This window comes from Paenibacillus sp. p3-SID867 (genome assembly GCF_025142895.1).
In the GTDB taxonomy this organism is placed as follows: Bacteria; Bacillota; Bacilli; order Paenibacillales; family Paenibacillaceae; genus Paenibacillus_AQ.
Window position 1 is genome coordinate 145,303 of record NZ_JAMBDM010000014.1, and the last position, 17,103, is coordinate 162,405.

The following is a 17,103-nucleotide window of genomic DNA, read 5'->3' on the forward strand; positions in this document are numbered from 1 at the left end:
CGTATTATCTATTGGAGTTATTTTTTTCCCAATCGGTTCAAGATATCCTGATTCAAATCTTGCCGATACTTGGCTACATAGGTTTTAGCGTTTGCCACTAGTTCGTCGGCAAAGGACGCCACGTCTTCACCAGTGATCTCCAGCACTTGTCTGCCATCGGCCGCACCAGCTTCGAACAACTCGATTAATTCATACTGCATGTGCAGCATATCCATCCCGTTGCCCGTTGAGAAATTCCACATGTAGTTTTGAATTTTCTTAAATACAAACTGGTAGTCCTCTGGCAGGGCTTCAACCCGTGCCATCATCATTTTGTACTCCTTTTTCTCACCAATCATTTTTTTGAACATTTCCATCATATTATTTTTTCCTCCTTTTATATAAAGCTGAACAAGGCACCACACAATATCGGACTGAATATCTTATGAAGCTAATTTGACTTCAAGACGTTGATTTTGGATGATAAGAAATCCCATTTTTCCCAAAACAATTCAAGCTCCTGACGGCCAGCCTCATTAAGTGAGTAAAACTTGCGCGGCGGCCCCATGTCTGACGGTTTCTTTTCAATGTTCACCAGCTTTTTCTTTTCTAACCGCACGAGTATGGTGTAGACCGTCCCTTCCACGACTTCGGTAAAGCCAAGCTCGTTCAGACGGCGGGTAATCTCATAGCCATAGGTTTCACGGCGGCTGATGATTTCCAGCACGCAGCCTTCCAGCGAACCTTTCAGCATTTCAGTTAAATTTTCCATTTTCGAAAGCCTCCTTTATTTCGTCCCTCCCCTATTCAGTATTACCTATATTCAGTATAACATAGTACTAAGGGAATTTTTTACTTAATAGCATTTGGAAAAACACGCTATTAAGTATTACTCATTACATGTACATTGTAATACTGAGTAGTAGGGGATGTCAACAATTTCTTTAAAATATTTTTGCAACCTCATTGCTCAGTATTGTCGGTATTCAGTGTGACCTACTACAGGTATATCGTAATACGTAGTAGATGGATTGTCAACCGGATTTTCGAAATATTTTTAAATCAGTATCGCCCCGCGATTATTTAGGTTTCACGTACCGTAAACCGTATTGATGATGCTTGCTGTAGCTTGCGTCCGGATCCATTTATGCATGCAAAAAAGACGAGCGTTAAGCTCGCCTTAAGTTTAATGATTATTCGATGCCGATCCGGCCTTGTTCCAGCCCCTCCCCTGACTCCGGCAATCTCGTTCGCATCCGTAATGCATAGCATCCCGAGATGAACAGCACCGTGGCAGCGATGATATACGTAGCCCGAACGCCAAATTCATCGGTTATGAACCCAAACAACAGGGTGGATAAGCCGAATACCAGCGAAACTAGCGCGCTTTGGGCAGCGTACACTTTCGGCAATACATGGACAGATATGCCCCGCTGCAGTGTAGTCTGAAGCGAGACTGCCTTAAGCTGTTCAAAAACGCCGAAGCCTGCCGAAAACACCAGGGCCAGCCAAGGCACCGAGATCAATCCAAAACCGAACGTCATGATACTGATGCCGAAGGAAGAGCAGATGACGAACTTGCGGATGTTGCGGTCGATCAGCCCTGCGCCTCTCATGCCAAACAGTCCGCCCAGCATAAGTCCCAGGAAAAAGCTTGCGTTGATATATCCCCACCATGCCTCTTCCCTGTGCAGCACATCGGCTACATACACGTAGATGGTCGCCGCGATCCAAATCACACCCGCCATCGTCTCCAATACATAAATCACATGAATCGCCCGAATAGAAGGCTGTTTCCAAATGAGTGTCCAGCCTTCCTGAATGGAACGCCAATTCGAAACGCGCGCCTTCTCTTTCTGTTCCGGGGAGGATTCATGCCGATCCTCGATCATCTTCATGCAGACAGCGGCTGCCAGGGCCAGAGCAAAGGTCAGCCATATCACGTTGCTTCCGCCCAAGGCTGCGACCAGCAGTCCCCCAACAGCCCAGCCTCCCAGCTGGATCAATTGATCCACGATGGCAACAAAGCTGTTCGCTTTCGTCAGCTCAGCGGCATCCACCAGACGCGGCAGCATGGCATGACTTGCAGGTGCAGCCCAGCCATCGAGCAGAGAGATGAGGAATACGAATCCGAGGATTGCATAGACCGTCGCCTCCTGCTCTCTCAGCACATAGCAGGTTACCAACAACAGAAACAGCATGGCCGTTTTTCCGATCTGAGACGAAGCAAGCAGTGACTTGAGGCTGTATTTATCCATCAATACGGGTGCAAAGCTCCCGCTTATAAACCGTGCCATCGTCGTGAGAAAGGGTACCATGGCCATCAGCATGGCAGATCCTGTAATCTCATGGATCATAGCCATCAGGCCGACAATGTAAAATAAATCGCCGCTATTGGCGAGCGCCTGACCGATCCAGAGATATCGAAAAGATTTCCTTTCCATCTTTCTACCCCAATTCTGTATTTAGTTGTATGGGTTAGGGTAGAAAAGCCTACATGTTCTGGCCTCCGTACATTTTATATGGTTAATATAGTAACACCGTTAAGGACTTCTGTTAAGTTCATGGACTTTTTTTATCCCCGGTTAAAACTATTTGGCCTCCTCCACGGTCTAATGATCAGTCAAGCGCACTCAAGTACTTGAGCATGATCCAATCCGGCCAATGAATGAATAGATGAAACGAATTCGTGCCATGACAATATTACTAGTGCTAGTAGTTAGGGGTGAGTGAACTGAGAGCGAAAGAGTCGAAACAGCAACAGTTCAGCGAAAATATGGAGAAATGCAAAAACAAGTTATACCGGGTAGCCTATTGCTATGTCAAAAATGAACAGGAGGCACTGGATATCGTCTCCGAGGCAACCTATAAGGGATATCTCGCTTACGAGCGGATGAACACGCCGCAGTATTTTGATTCCTGGATGACCCGGATCGTTATTAACGCTGCCATTGACCATCTCGGTCGCAAGAAGCGGGTTACTTATATGGAAGACCAGACGCAGGACTATGCAGCCGCAGAGCATGCCGTACCGCTGGAAGAGAAGATGGATCTGTACGATGCGCTGGACAGACTGCTGCCGGAGGAGAAAACCTACATGATTTTGAAGTTTTTTGAAGACCTGCGCTTTCGAGAAATGGCAGATGTGTTATCCGTGTCCGAAAGTACCGTCAAGACCAGGTTTTATCGTATTATCGGAAAACTAAAATCATATCTAATCGAGGGAGAGGTCGATAGCCTATGACAGGAAAAGAACGCTACGAACACATTGAAATCCCCGCCCAGCTAACCGGCGTTATCGATGCTGCACAGAAAAAGGCGGCTGCCCGCAAACGCTCCATGCGCTTGACGAGATACTCTTCCGTTGTTGCAGCTGCCGTTGCCCTGCTATTCGTGATCAACATCCCGACGGTGGCCAACGCCTTATCCAAAGTCCCTCTGGTGGGCAGCATCGTTCAGGTTCTGCAATTCGGGGGCGGAGGCGAGCGGACCGACGGCGTTACCGTGGGCACGGAAGCTTCCGAAGACGTACTAAAAATTCAATTTGACCAGGAAGGCAAGTCCGTTTCAAGTGTCCCGGCCTACACGGTGGATCATCGGGATGCGCCAAACCGTCTGATCTTCACGTTTAACGGAGTACGAAATTTTGATTATGAAACCCTTAAGAAAGACATGCTGGCTCTGCCGCTGGTGAAGGATGTCTACGAGAATGTGATTCTGGACGACTCGGCAATGCGTTTTGTCGTTGAACTGAAGGATGGCGTGAAGCATACCATATCCGAATATAAAGACCCCGGCTATATTGAGCTGAAGCTCACTTCGACCGGAGAGCCGGTCACCCCGCGCGAGGTCTTCTATATCCGCAGTGAAGCCATGCCGCAAGGGGAATCCCTCGCCATCCTTGAAGAGATTTATATGGAAGACGACGTGACCTTCATTAAGACGGCCAGCAACGACTTCATCGCGGTCATCGGCGGGTTCGATACCCGCGAGGAAGCCGAGCAGAAGCTCGGCGAAATTTCGGCCCGCGACAGCTACGGCGATGATCTGCGCATCGACAGCTGGATGAGTAATGAACGCCCGAACTAACCGGTAACGCGAAAAAAAGCACCGCTCCGACAAGTGTTGGAGCGGTGCTTTTTGATGATGGTCCATTACGCTGCATTGGCGCGTTTGTTACACGACAGCTCCCGAAGCGACTCTCCAGGCCGCGAACCACCTTAAACGTTTGGATGAGGATAGATCATGACTTTTACGCTGGTGTCCTTGTGCGTGCGAGCAAGCTCTACGGCTTCCTCGATCTGATCCAAGGAAAATTGGTGGGTGATGATATCGCGTATGCGGCTGGCCTTGTTTTGCAGCATCTGAATAGCCGCCGGGTACGTGTTTGCGTAGCGGAACACGCCATATACATCCAGCTCGGCGTCAACCAAAGCTCCAATATCCACCGGGATCGCATCCTTTGTGGGCAGACCTACAAACACGATCCGGCCTCCCCGGTTCACATAACCAATCGAATCCGCGATGGCCCCGGCGTTGCCCGACGTTTCAATAATAAGATCAATGCCATTGCCGTCCGTCAGTTCGTTCAATCGCTGCGAAACGGATTCGCCCATCGGATTGATCACGCCGGAGGCTCCCATCTGCAGGGCCAGATTACGCCGGTATTCCACGACGTCGCTGCCATATACCTGAGAGGCTCCGGACATTTTGGCCGCCTCCATGGCAAGCAAGCCAATCGGCCCCAGTCCGAGCACCAGCACCCGGTCCTCTGGCCGGATACGCCCGCGTCGTACGGCATGGAGTCCTACGGACAGCGGTTCAAGCAAAGCGCCTTCCTCAAAGGACATTTCATCCGGCAGCCGGAACAGGAAGTCGCTTCGTACCGCAACGTATTCGGCCCAAGCCCCGTCAACCGGAGGGGTTGCCATAAATACAACATCCGGACACAGGTTGTAACGTCCGCTTTTACAATAAGAGCAGCGCCCGCACGTTACACCCGGTTCCACGGCCACGCGGTCACCAACGGAGACATTTCTTACCTTCTCCCCCGTTCTTACCACAACGCCGGCAAGCTCATGCCCCAGAATCAGCGGTTCTTTCACCTCATACCTGCCAATCCGTCCATGCTCATAGTAATGCACGTCCGAGCCGCATATGCCGATGCAGTACACCTGAATCAAGGCTTCATCCGGCTTTGGCTCCGGAATGGGGACCTGCTTCACCCCAATGGATAACGGGCGATCAAGAACGGCGGCAGACATCATATTGAATTGTGGCAAGCTGCATTCACCTCTCATCTCAAGAAATCGCTTACCCACTTAGTTTACACGATAAACTATCGCTTCATAAGGGTGTAGAGCGAATTCGTCGAAGCTTCGGTCCGAACGCTCGTAATTCGAGAGTACAACTTCCGGTTGATGCTCACGCCATTCTGCCGGGAACTGAAAATCCGGTGTTCCGCTATAAAAGTTGAGAACAATCAAGTACGTCTCGTTCCCGAGCGATCTGGAGTAGGCGAAAATTTCTGAATGCTCGTTTAGCACGGCTTCATATTTTCCGTAGATCAGCGTCTCACTGGATTTGCGCAGTCGGATCAAGGCTTTATAGTAATTCAGAATGGAGTCGGGATCGGTTAGCTGCTGCTCTACGTTGATTTCATGATAATTCGGATTGCAGCGGATCCACGGCACAACCGTTGAGAAGCCGCCATAGAGTGTGTCATCCCACTGCATCGGCGTTCTTGCATTGTCCCTAGCCCGGTACGCGATTCTACGCATCGTCTCGGACACGTCTTTCCCGTCCAGAAGCCGCTCGCGATAATAATTGTAGATCTCCACATCCCGATAATCACTCAGCTCTGCAAACTCGACATTCGTCATTCCGATTTCCTGCCCCTGGTAAATAAACGGCGTCCCCTGCATTAGCATAAAAAAAGTAGCCAGCATCTTGGACGATTCCTTATGATAATGGACCGGATCGCCAAAACGGGATACGGACCGCGGCTGATCGTGGTTCTCCATATAGAGGGCATTCCAGCCCACGCCTTCAAGGCCCGTCTGCCATTTATGCATGATCTGCTTCAATTCGGCCAAGTCCCAGACCGCATAATCCCAGCGTCCTTCCAGTCCGAAATCAAGATTGACATGCTCAAATTGAAAAATCATATTCAGTGACCCGTTCTCTTCCCCGATCCAGCGGTCTGCTTCCGCTATCGGAATGCCGCTCGCTTCGCCAACCGTCATAATGTCATAATGAGCGAACGCCTCGCGTTTGAATTGCTGAAGAAATTCATGGATGCCCGCGATATTCCGATGTCCGGGATTCGAGTCGACATAACGAAGGTGATTCGGATTCGGCATGTCCGGCAAACCCGGAAGCTTCTTAATATGGGTAATCGCATCCACGCGGAAACCGTCAATCCCTTTATCCAGCCACCAACGGATCATTTTGACCAGATCATCCCTGACCGCCGGATTCTCCATGTTTAAATCAGGCTGCTTCTTGGAATAGAGATGGAGATAATATTGATCCGTTAACTCGTCATATTCCCAAGCGGAGCCGGTGAAGACGGATTCCCAATTGTTCGGCTCGGCTCCATCCCTCGCATTCCGCCAGATATAGTAATCCCGCTTCGGATTGGTCCTTGAGGTACGGGATTCAATAAACCACGGATGTTCATCCGAGGTATGATTGAGCACCAGATCCATAATAAGCCGCATGCCGCGGTTATGGATTTCGGCCAGCAGCTGATCGAAGTCGGCCATGGATCCGAACTCCGTCATAATATCCTGGTAATCGCTGATATCGTAACCGTTGTCGTTATTGGACGAACGATAGATGGGGCATACCCATATAACATCAATCCCGAGATCCTTCAAATAATCCAGGCGGGATATAACCCCTTGCAGATCCCCGATGCCGTCTTCATTCGAATCCATAAAGCTGCGCGGATAGATTTCGTAAGCAACGGCTTCTTTCCACCATACTTTCTGCATTGTCGTATCCCCCGTTTACAATAAAGATGCTGCTTATTTAGAAATGCGGACCGAGTCATTACACGTACATCATTAACCAACTTGGTCTGTCGCAGCATACAGTATTGCCGTTTAAGCGATCTTATAAGCCTAACAACCATAGAATAGCCATGCCGCGGGGATATGCGGCATGGCCATTGGCAAGTCTATTATGAAACTACGAAAAGCGAATTTCTCCCTGCTCCCATGTTACATACTGCATGGGTTCGGTCAGACTCCGGTCAGGACCGGCCTTCACTTCCTTGATTTCCCGCTAACCTCGTACATACTTCGCAGTCAGCGATTGTTCCGCCGTGATCAGTTCAGCAGGCGTTCCTTCGAACATGACCCTGCCCCCCCTGCTGCCGCCCTCGGGTCCGAGATCAATGATCCAATCCGCCTGACGGATCACATCCAGATTGTGCTCGATCACGATCACCGTGCTGCCATTATCAACGAGCCGATTCATCATGTCCAGCAAATGCCCGACATCCGACATATGCAGCCCGGTCGTCGGCTCGTCCATCACGTAGATCTTTCCCTGCTTATGCAGCTCGCTGGCCAGCTTGATGCGCTGGCTTTCGCCCCCGGACAGAGTGCTTAGCGGCTGGCCGAGGGTCAGATAGTGCAGGCCCACATCGTGCAAAGCCTCCAGCCGCCGCCTGATTTCTTTTTTTTCGAAAAAATCGAGCGCCTGCAGCACGGTCATATCCAGCACATCGGTAATCATTTTTCCATGGAGCTTATACTGCAGAACATCATCCTTAAAGCGCCTGCCGTCACAGGTGTCGCACGGCGACTTGATGCCTTCCATGAACGCCAGGTCCGTATAGATGAAACCAAGCCCGTGGCAGTCGGGGCAGGCTCCTTTGGAATTAAAGCTGAACAGGGATGGACTCTGGTCGTTAGCTTTGGCGAATAAACTCCGGATGTCATCCATGATGCCCGTATAAGTAGCAGGATTTGAACGGATCGAGGTGCTGACGGCAGACTGGTCGATGACGACAGCCTCGGGATGCTGGGACAGGAAGGCATGATGAATCAGCGAGCTCTTGCCTGACCCCGCTACGCCCGTGACCACGGTCAACACGCCTTCCGGGATATCCACCGTTACATTATTCAGATTATGATGATTGGCATTGGCAATCCGCATCTGTCCTGTCGGTACCCGGAACTGTTCTTTCATCGGCATGAAACGTTTCATATACTGCCCGGTTAACGTAGAATCTTGGCTGCATAGCTGTTCAACCGTGCCCTCGAAGACAATTTCCCCTCCCCGGGTACCGGCATTCGGCCCCACGTCCACCACATGGTCGGCAATTTCAATCACGTCACGGTCATGCTCCACGACCAGCACCGTGTTGCCCTTGTCGCGAAGCTTCCTGAGCATGTCGTTCAGCCGGTGAACATCCCGTGGATGTAAACCCACGCTAGGCTCATCAAAAACATACATCATATCCGTCAGGCTGCTGCCCAGATGCCTAACCATCTTCACCCGCTGCGACTCGCCCCCAGAGAGCGTGGTCGTCTCCCGATTCAGCGTCAAGTAATCCAGCCCCATATCCATCAAGTGCTGCAACCGCTCGGCCAAGCTGGCCACCATACTGGCAGCCACGGGCTCTTTGATATTCAGGATGACCTCTCTTAACTCCCCGATCTCCATGGCCGCACACTCGGCGATATTATAGCCGTTGATCCAGCAGCTTAATGCCGATTGACTGAGCCGCGTCCCCTTGCATAACGGGCATGTGCCATGCGTAATAAAATTTTTGACGTGATTCAAGGTGCGTTCCGATAATTCACTGCTGTCTCTCTGAATATAAAGCCGGTTAAACTTCAACACGAGACCTTCGAAGTCGGACTGTACCGGTCCTCCCTTGGACGGGAACGTCACCTTCCCCTCCTTGCCGTACAGGAAATGATCCCATTCCGCTTCGGAATAGTCGGCCAGCTTCTTGTCGTTATCAAAGAACCCGGACATGGTGTAATTCTTCATATACCAGCTATCTACTGAGAAAATAGGGAATCGAACCGCCCCCTCATTCAAAGATTTGCTTGTATCCAGCAGTTTATTAAGATCCAGCTCGACCTTCCTGCCGATTCCCTGACATTCCGGACACATGCCTTGCGGATCATTAAAAGAAAAGACGTTGGAATATCCCACAAATGGCTTTCCCACCCTGGAAAACAACAGACGGAGTATGGCGTACAGATCCGTAATCGTCCCTAGCGTGGATCGCGAATTGCCCCCCAGACGCTTCTGGTCGATGACGATGGCCGTCGACAAGTTCTCGATCGAATCGACGTCCGGCTGACTGTGCCGTGGAAGTCGGTTACGGACAAAAGCGGTAAACGTCTCATTCAGCAACCGCTGAGCTTCCGAGCTGATGGTATCGAACACGATGGACGATTTGCCCGACCCGGATACGCCGGTAAAGACCGTAATTTTTCGTTTAGGAATTTGCAGCGTCACATTCTTCAGGTTATTCTCTCTGGCTCCACGAATGTTGATATATTCTTGCACCATGGCCGTTCCTCCCTTGTGCCTTGTAGTGTTCTTATTATAAAAGGGCAATCATGACATGTACTGTCATAATGGACGAAGGCTTTATTAAGTTATTCCCGTAACCGCGAAATATCAGGAAGGTTGTTGCCGCATTAATGCTATACTTAGTTTATAATGAGTCAGGAGAAAGAAAATGTTACTCCCTCCCATTTTTGATTCCAGTTTGCCAACAAGCATCCTGTCCCTTACAATTTACGGAACATCATCGTTTCTTAGAATTCATGATTAACAGGAGAGTAATGACGATATGAGCAAAAAAATAGTCGCCATCGATATGGATGACACCATCTGCCATCTCATACCCAAGGCCATTCATTATCACAATCTTGAGTACAAGGATCCTCAGCTGACGCTGGATCAGATTACCGATTATAACCTGCACCAAATCTGGCATCCTGAATGCTCGGAGGAGTTTTTCTTCGGAAAGCCGGGTTTATATGAAGAACTTGAACTATTTGATGAATATACGATTGACGAAGTCCACAGAATGACGCATGATTATGACGTCATTGTTGTTACCGCAGCCCGCCCCTCCTCGGTGCCCGAGAAATGGAGATGGCTGCAGCGGCATATGCCTTTTATTCCGTTCGAGAATTTTTTCGTGGCCAAACGCAAGGATTTAGTGGAATTTGATCTTCTGATTGACGATGGTCCCCATAATGCGATTGCCGCCAGAAAAGCCGGAAAACAAACCATTCTGATTCCGCGTCCGTGGAACGCGCATATTCAGCATGAATTTATTCTGAAGGATTCCTGGAAGGGAATGAACGAGCTAGTAGACCGCATTTTATCTGATTCTAACCATCAAGGGGATATGAAATAAATGAATACAGACCGCAATAGCCGGTACCTATCGCAAGACATCCATTTTTTCGCGGCCGCCTTATCGGAAACCGTGGTTTCCGTATGGGAAGAGGATCCCGCAAGCGTGTACGTGGAGATCGAGCGAGGTTACATTGAATGCTACACACCGGATGTCGTCCGCATCCGCAACGAAGAGACAGGTTATCTGACGCACTACAGCCGTGACACCGCTATGTTTCAACGGATGTAAACCGATAAAGGCCGCTTCCCTTGCCGGGAGGCGGCTCTTTAATTGCTCTGATTACCTTTTAGCTGACAGGACAAGAATCAGGGTTGCGAGCGGACCTAACAACAGGGATAGCAGAAACCAGTTTAATCCCGTTCTATTTTTCCCTTGAGCCAATCCTGCATTGATTAATGCCAGCGTTCCCCACCCGACGTAAAATTCATTATTCATCATATCTCCTCCGATACCGTGCTCTTTATATGCTTATTACGTTTTGACATCTGGATCGTTGCAGGGTATACAAAAAAAGAGCAAGGAAAGCTCCCTGCCCGGGGAATATGAACGTGAATAGCAGCAGCCTCAAAAAACTCTTTCTTTAGCCGCGAAGGCCAAAACTTTCATCTGAGTGGACTTTCGATTCTTTAAGCTTGCTCCAGTTCCCTTAACAGCTGAAATATCTGTCCCCGATGGTGGGACTCATGCTCAATCAGATGATAGATGACCCATTCGGGCGTCACATCGTACGGCTCCAGTTGTCTGGGTCTTCTCCAGTCCGAAAGGTCCATGCCTCGGAAATGGGCAACCAGTTCCTGACGAACCATTTGCATACGGTGGAGATGCTCAACGAGCGGCTGATCCGGCACTTCAGAAAGACGGTTATCTGCGGTACGGTGATCCCAGGGAAAGCTGGCCTTTATTTTCGGATCCCAATCGGATTCAAGCACCTCAGCGTATAGCCAATCCGCTTCAATGAAAGCAATATGGTACAACAGCGAACCGATCGACTGCCGACCGTCCACCCTATGGTTCAACTGCTCATACCGAATCCCTTCCAGCTGTTTCAATATCGTTCGCCGCACATCCTCAAGTCCCCATATCCAGCGGCCGATCTCCGGCTCAAATCCAGGCAGGGCCTCAACCGTCAACGTTTTCCTCTGCAAATCTTCACGCTCCCTTAAATCATCTTATGGACTTAAGAGTAACAGGCTCAAGCGGCAGACTCCAGGTAAAGTTCGGTTTAGGCAAAAATCATCCCGGACCATTCAGCCGTTCTTACTTCTTTCTAGTCGCAATCGCCTCTGCCGTTTGTTTAACGGCCTGATGGCCGAATACCGCAAACGCCCCTGCGAGTATGCCTTGAATGATATTTTCCACGCTCCAGCCGATCAAGCCGGTTGTGAACAAAATCGATACGACCATAACCAAATATACAATGCTCCAATTCGGAACCTTGGGCGTTTGCTTCAGCACATATCCGATTACCCAACAGGCAGCAACGACCATGAAGAGCCGCGGGTCGATCAATTGAAAAATGACGCTCCATTCCATGGTAAACCCACCCTTTCCATTCATCTTCTACATCCTATTCCTCGAGCCTATCGATCGGCTTGTATTTATATCCTTATTCTCGCAAGTAAAATAATAGAATATGCGAAACGGAATTTACGATAGGTTTGACGATATGCAGACGCAGCGACGAATTACGTTGCTCCCCGGTGGTGGAAATACGCAGTGAGTATCCATCATGAATGGCGGTGACATTTAAGGCTGCTGCCTCCCCGCTTCAATAATTCCGATGATCCAATCGGTCAACCGCCGATCCTTCTCTTCTTGACTGCAATCAGAGGGAAAGACTAGGTAGTGCTGATCCTCAGGAATCCGGGGCACCCCCTTCTTAAGAGAAGCTTCTTCTGAATCCTCTTCGTACTGCAAGAAGCGCAGATTCCTTCCATCCAGTGTCTGATAGGCATAACAGCTGTACTCGTGCCCATCAATAACGGTCCAGTGATGTCCTTGTACCCTGGGATTGCACAACACATGCGTGCCCTTCAGCTTGTTTAGCGAGTAAAGAAAGCCTTGCAGCTTGGCTTCCGTGACGTGGTAATCATCCAAGTAATAGCGCTGCGAGACTCTGGCAGCATTCGTGTCGATGATCTGGTAGTTTAGAATAAACGCAGCCCCTGTGTGCAGCACCGGATCAAAGTAATCCTTCTGAATCCAGCCCTTATGGCGGGACAGGCGATCAGACACAAGGTAATCGATATTGCTATGGTCCAGGTTATAACCGAACGTTACCAAGAATTTGCGATTCTTCATATAGATCTCTCCCTTATACATCTGAATATAGATCCATTATTTCCCATTAATATTATACAAAAAAAGGCAGCCTCCACACCAACGGAAGCTGCCCTGCTCTAAACCTATCTAAACCTGTCGAAACCTGTTCTTACATCCCCAATTCCAAACCAAACTTGATGTTATACCTTACTAACTTCAGCTTCATCCTCTGCGGGGGCCTGAGCCTCGACAGCGGACTGCTCGCCCTGCCATAACAGCTGCATCTCTTCACTCGTGGCGAGCAGCTCCGTCAAGCTGCCCTCCGCTTCGATCCGCCCATCCTTCATAACGATGATATGATCGGCTTTCGAAAGGGCTGCCCTCCGATGCGATACCGCGATGCATGTGACGCCCTGCTCCTTGAACAACCCATCCCATACCTGCTGCTCCGTCTCCACGTCCAACGCGCTGGACAGATCATCAAAAATGAATAAATCCGCGCCCGTGATCAGCATGCGTGCCGTAGCCGCCCGCTGGATTTGTCCCCCCGACAGCATAACGCCCCTCGGACCGACAAACGTCTCCAGTCCCTGATCCAGATTCTCGATATCCTTCTCCATGACGGCCAGCCGAACAGCCCGTTCCAGAGCTTCCTCGGTCCGCTCTTTCTTCCCTTGCACGATGTTCTCTCTCAAGGGATCGCTAAACAGCCTTGGAACCTGCGGAGTATAGGCCGCCCGAGGAGGCATAAGGAAGGTTGCCGGATCCACCTCTTCCCCGTTCCAGCGAATCGTTCCTTCCTGTTTTGGCAGCAGTCCCAGCAATGTCCGGACAAGCGTCGATTTCCCCGCCCCGATTCGTCCGGTCACCACCAGAAACTTGCCGCGCTCCAGGCGAAAATTAATATCCGATATACCGTTATCCGAATTCGGATAATGGTACGATAAATTCTTGACTTCCAGCTCCTTCAGCATTTCTCCCGGTTCTCTGTGAATGACGGGCAGTTCCGGCGGCTCTTCGTTCAGATACGTTTCCCGTGCCTCAATGATCCGGTCTTCCTCACCAGGGCGAAACAGAGACCGCATCCGGTCAAAGGAAACCTTCAGCCGCTTGTGCTGGAATACCATATAACCGAATAAGGAAATGCTGAAGCCGATATTGGCCAGGTAAGACGTGAACAAAGCAAAGTCCCCGACGGTAAAACGCCCGGCCTGCATTTCAGCTGCGCACATCAGCAGAATCAATCCCGTACAGATGCTAAGCACATGCTGATTCAAGGATCGCATCCATTGTTTGAACAGATTATCCTTCAGCGCTGCCTGCCGGCGGTCTTCGTTCAGCTTCATGAAGCGCTCATGCACATGATCCTCCGCCTGCCCGAGCTTCAAGGCTTGAACCGCACCGAAGGTTTCCGCGATAAAGCTGGTAATGCGCCCTGTAGCCTCCCGGTTCTTTAGGCCGTAACGACGCGCGCGGTTGCCGGACAGATTGTTGAGGAGCGTGACCACCACGAGCGGCAGCACGGCCACCAGCATGATCTTCCAGTTAATGCTCGCCATAATGACAACGGATACGAGGGCAAAAACGAGACGTCCCCAGAAATCCACCCAGGATTCAACGTATTCCACAACTTCATCCACGTCATCGCGGAAGCGGCTCATCGCCTCCCCTGGAGAAGCTGGCAAATTACGCCCCGGCCAGCGCATAATCCCGGCCAGCATGTTCGTTCGCAGAATGGCCTGAATGTGGTAAATATACGTTACCCATTGATAGAAGGCCGCAAAGAACGTCCCTACCCGCGCTACCCTTACAACGGCAATAAAGATCAAGGGCACCGCCAGCCATACATAATCCGTGGAACTGGCCGTCGCCCGGTCAAAAAACCACTGCATCCCCAGTCCGATCAATAGTGGCAAGGAATGAAATATGCACCACAGCAGACCGTTGATTAAAAATAATGAAGGCCTGAATCGAAAGAGGCGCCCTATAAAACCCGTGATGGTCATGCCAGTTCCTCCTCTCTGCCTGTGCTCAGCAGTCTGGCATAATGTGATGCCGGATCTAACGCAAGAGCTTCCCGTTCGCCGAATTCCATAATTCGCCCGTCACCCAGCACCATAATTTTATCCACCTGCTCCAGCGTAGCCAGCCGGTGCGCGATGATGATGCCCGTACAGCTGCTCATCAGCTGATCCACGGCTACCTGCAGCATCATTTCCGTTGCGGCGTCCAGGCGTGAAGACGGTTCATCCAGAATCACCAGACTTGGTTGCGTCAAAAATACCCGGGTTAAAGCGAACAGCTGCGCTTCTCCCGCGGACAGCGAAGCTCCGCCTGCTGTCAGATGCGTATCCAGGCCTTCCGGCTGTGCATCGATCCATTGCCGAAGCCCCAAACGCTCCGTCGTTTCCAGAATGAATGCATCCGACACGCCGTGATCAAACAACGTCAGGTTGTCACGCAGCGAGCCATCGAACAGCTGCACATCCTGTGTGACCATACCCACCCGGCGGTAAAGCGCGGGCAGCTTTAGCTTCGTGATATCGGTCCCCCCAACGCGGATCACGCCGCTGTCGATGTTATACAGTCGAAGCAGAATACGGCTGAGACTCGACTTTCCGCTGCCGGTACGACCGATAATGCCCAGGCGTTCACCTGGTTTGACTTCAAAGTTGATGTCCTTTAACACCGGTTTATCTTCGTTATAACTGAAGCTGACGCCCTCAAATTCCAAACCGAGTGCCCCTTCCGGAAGCTCTTCTTGCTCTCCGTCCACAATCTCGCTCTTATTGGACAACAACTCTCTGGAACGCAGCATGCCGGATTTTGCCTTTTGGAACTCCTGCACCTGGTCACCCAGCATCTCGATCGGATCATTCAGCATCTGCGTATATTGGTAGATTAAGAACAGGGTCCCCAGCGTAATTTCACCGATCAGATAATAGCGAACCCCTAGTAACAGGACAGCGGTAACCGCAAGGGCAAACAGAATCACCGTGGTATTCCAAGGGACAACGCGGAGCATCCAGGCTTTTCTTCCTTTCAGAAAAACGGTGCGCATCATCCGGTGAAACCGATTCATCACATACGGCACATTGCCGTTCGCCTGTACATCCTCAATGCCGGCGATGCGTTCCTCAATTAACCCGAACAGCGAAGCGCTGGCTTCACGTTCATTCTTCGAAGAATTGACGCCCATATTCCGGATGAACACCATGAACAAAATGGACAGCAGCGTAAACACCGTCATGACGATCGCGATCGGCAGATTGACCGTGAACATAAATCCTAGTATGCCAGCTAGCAGCACAAAACTTCCGATAACCTGCACGATGAACATCGCGAAGAAGTTCGAAATATTCGTCACGTCGCCGTCCACCCGCTCGATCATCTCGCCGGGCGTTTTGACATTATGAAATCGCATATCCAGCCGCAAGCAATGCTTCAAAAGATCGCCGCGAAGCCGGTTTGTCGCGCGCCATGAAATATCGTTCCCCATATAGCTGACAGCCACGGTTATCAGCTGGTTAAAAACAGCCACGACCAGAAACAATCCCGCCAGCTGAATCAGCGCGGCTATAACTCCTCCTTCGGCTGCCGTGTCAATAAACCGTTTGACAATTTGCGGATTCAAGAGCTGCAAGCCCGTCGACGTCAGCAGCAACACGAGCAGCAGTATTAGCCGTCCTTTAACCGGTTTCAAATACCGCAGCAGCCAAGACATGGAAACCTTTTCTTGTTTGGGCATAGTGCCCACCCCCATATGCAAGCAAGTATGTACGGACCTCCATACCCCATAAAGCAAGGTGTGGCGGCAGTAAATCATTACCAGTCTACATGATATCGACCGTCATTCCTAGGTAAAGAATAATTATAAATATGTAATAAACCTTCTCCCTTTATATAAAAATAGCAAGTCAATACCTGCTTCAAAAAAAAGCGAATCCGATAATTCAGCATACTCGTATATGTATAATAGAGTGACGTGCAACTTTTTGGAGGTGGGCATAATGAATACTGGGATCAGTGGATTAGACGGACTGGATGAAGAGAAGCTATCAGAAATTCGCGAAAATGCCGCAAGGCTCTCGGACATGAAACAAGAAGTGCCCGTGGAAGAATTGTTCTCGGAATCATTTATTCAAAGACATACCAAGTTTTCTTCAATCGGTCACTTGCTGAAAGCCGCAGGTTATGAGGGAAGCACAGATGAAGAGTTTGACGAATTCATACAAGGACATACGATTAACCCGTTTATCGTTGAGCATACCCCATTTCGCAGCTGGCAGGATTTCCAGGAATTAGCCGTATCGGCTTATATCACGAAATGGCTGGGATTGTAAATAGTCATCCAAAAGCCTGGACTTTACCTCAGATGAGGGAAGACAACCAAAGAAGCCCCTCTAACCGATGTTAGAAGGGCTTCTGATATATTTTTTAAGGGGTGCTTATAT

General features: G+C 50.1%; 17 protein-coding genes. 5 read left to right on the forward strand and 12 right to left on the reverse strand.

Annotated features, from left to right (window positions below; all coding sequences use genetic code 11):
• Nucleotides 1-17: 17 nt before the first annotated feature.
• The 3 genes from M4D81_RS25380 to M4D81_RS25390 form a co-directional block, all read right to left on the reverse strand.
• A complete protein-coding gene (locus M4D81_RS25380; RefSeq protein ID WP_071222098.1) occupies nucleotides 18-359 on the reverse strand; it encodes a DUF1048 domain-containing protein in 342 nt (113 codons plus the stop codon).
• A gap of 71 nt (nucleotides 360-430) precedes the next feature.
• On the reverse strand, nucleotides 431-751 hold the full coding sequence (locus tag M4D81_RS25385; RefSeq protein WP_071222099.1) for a PadR family transcriptional regulator: 321 nt from the start codon (nucleotides 749-751) through the stop codon (nucleotides 431-433).
• Nucleotides 752-1,172: 421 nt separating this feature from the next.
• Complete coding sequence (locus tag M4D81_RS25390) at nucleotides 1,173-2,423, reverse strand: MFS transporter (RefSeq protein ID WP_260068472.1); 1,251 nt, start codon at nucleotides 2,421-2,423, stop codon at nucleotides 1,173-1,175.
• Between the two features lie 281 nt (nucleotides 2,424-2,704).
• On the opposite strand from M4D81_RS25390, the gene M4D81_RS25395 reads away from it, so the two are divergent.
• Complete coding sequence (locus M4D81_RS25395) at nucleotides 2,705-3,223, forward strand: sigma-70 family RNA polymerase sigma factor (protein ID WP_071222101.1); 519 nt, start codon at nucleotides 2,705-2,707, stop codon at nucleotides 3,221-3,223.
• On the forward strand, nucleotides 3,220-4,068 hold the full coding sequence (locus M4D81_RS25400) for a hypothetical protein (protein WP_260068473.1): 849 nt from the start codon (nucleotides 3,220-3,222) through the stop codon (nucleotides 4,066-4,068). Before M4D81_RS25395 ends, M4D81_RS25400 begins: the two co-directional genes overlap by 4 nt.
• A 131-nt stretch (nucleotides 4,069-4,199) precedes the next feature.
• Here M4D81_RS25400 and M4D81_RS25405 read toward each other — a convergent pair whose 3' ends face one another.
• From M4D81_RS25405 to M4D81_RS25415, 3 genes are all read right to left on the reverse strand, one after another.
• The gene (locus M4D81_RS25405; protein WP_083397709.1) at nucleotides 4,200-5,261 is read right to left on the reverse strand and encodes an NAD(P)-dependent alcohol dehydrogenase; all 1,062 of its coding nucleotides are present in this window, start codon (nucleotides 5,259-5,261) and stop codon (nucleotides 4,200-4,202) included.
• Nucleotides 5,262-5,300: 39 nt separating this feature from the next.
• Nucleotides 5,301-6,977 carry a glycoside hydrolase family 13 protein gene (locus tag M4D81_RS25410; protein WP_260068474.1) on the reverse strand — a complete coding sequence of 559 codons (1,677 nt, stop codon included), beginning with the start codon at nucleotides 6,975-6,977 and terminating at the stop codon, nucleotides 5,301-5,303.
• Between the two features lie 292 nt (nucleotides 6,978-7,269).
• Nucleotides 7,270-9,522, reverse strand: a complete 2,253-nt coding sequence (locus tag M4D81_RS25415) for an excinuclease ABC subunit UvrA (protein WP_260068475.1) — start codon at nucleotides 9,520-9,522, stop codon at nucleotides 7,270-7,272.
• Nucleotides 9,523-9,808: 286 nt separating this feature from the next.
• Between M4D81_RS25415 and M4D81_RS25420 the strand changes: the two genes are divergently transcribed.
• Together M4D81_RS25420 and M4D81_RS25425 are read left to right on the forward strand one after the other, a co-directional pair.
• A complete protein-coding gene (locus M4D81_RS25420; RefSeq protein WP_260068476.1) occupies nucleotides 9,809-10,384 on the forward strand; it encodes a 5' nucleotidase, NT5C type in 576 nt (191 codons plus the stop codon).
• Entirely contained in the window at nucleotides 10,385-10,615 is a 231-nt protein-coding gene (locus tag M4D81_RS25425) for a hypothetical protein (protein WP_071222107.1), read from the forward strand. It begins immediately after the preceding gene.
• A 51-nt stretch (nucleotides 10,616-10,666) separates the two neighbouring features.
• Here M4D81_RS25425 and M4D81_RS25430 read toward each other — a convergent pair whose 3' ends face one another.
• From M4D81_RS25430 to M4D81_RS25455, 6 genes are all read right to left on the reverse strand, one after another.
• Nucleotides 10,667-10,825 (reverse strand): hypothetical protein, encoded by a 159-nt coding sequence (locus tag M4D81_RS25430; protein WP_155087117.1) that lies wholly within the window; start codon nucleotides 10,823-10,825, stop codon nucleotides 10,667-10,669.
• Between the two features lie 188 nt (nucleotides 10,826-11,013).
• The gene (locus tag M4D81_RS25435) at nucleotides 11,014-11,532 is read right to left on the reverse strand and encodes a DinB family protein (RefSeq protein ID WP_260068477.1); all 519 of its coding nucleotides are present in this window, start codon (nucleotides 11,530-11,532) and stop codon (nucleotides 11,014-11,016) included.
• 112 nt (nucleotides 11,533-11,644) lie between these two features.
• Complete coding sequence (locus tag M4D81_RS25440) at nucleotides 11,645-11,944, reverse strand: phage holin family protein (RefSeq protein WP_071222109.1); 300 nt, start codon at nucleotides 11,942-11,944, stop codon at nucleotides 11,645-11,647.
• Between the two features lie 189 nt (nucleotides 11,945-12,133).
• Nucleotides 12,134-12,688, reverse strand: coding sequence for a hypothetical protein (locus tag M4D81_RS25445; protein WP_260068478.1), 555 nt, complete (start codon nucleotides 12,686-12,688; stop codon nucleotides 12,134-12,136).
• 161 nt (nucleotides 12,689-12,849) lie between these two features.
• Nucleotides 12,850-14,655 (reverse strand): ABC transporter ATP-binding protein, encoded by a 1,806-nt coding sequence (locus M4D81_RS25450; protein ID WP_260068479.1) that lies wholly within the window; start codon nucleotides 14,653-14,655, stop codon nucleotides 12,850-12,852.
• The gene (locus tag M4D81_RS25455; RefSeq protein ID WP_071222112.1) at nucleotides 14,652-16,397 is read right to left on the reverse strand and encodes an ABC transporter ATP-binding protein; all 1,746 of its coding nucleotides are present in this window, start codon (nucleotides 16,395-16,397) and stop codon (nucleotides 14,652-14,654) included. Before M4D81_RS25455 ends, M4D81_RS25450 begins: the two co-directional genes overlap by 4 nt.
• A 262-nt stretch (nucleotides 16,398-16,659) precedes the next feature.
• Between M4D81_RS25455 and M4D81_RS25460 the strand changes: the two genes are divergently transcribed.
• Complete coding sequence (locus tag M4D81_RS25460; protein ID WP_071222114.1) at nucleotides 16,660-16,992, forward strand: hypothetical protein; 333 nt, start codon at nucleotides 16,660-16,662, stop codon at nucleotides 16,990-16,992.
• Nucleotides 16,993-17,103 lie beyond the last annotated feature (111 nt).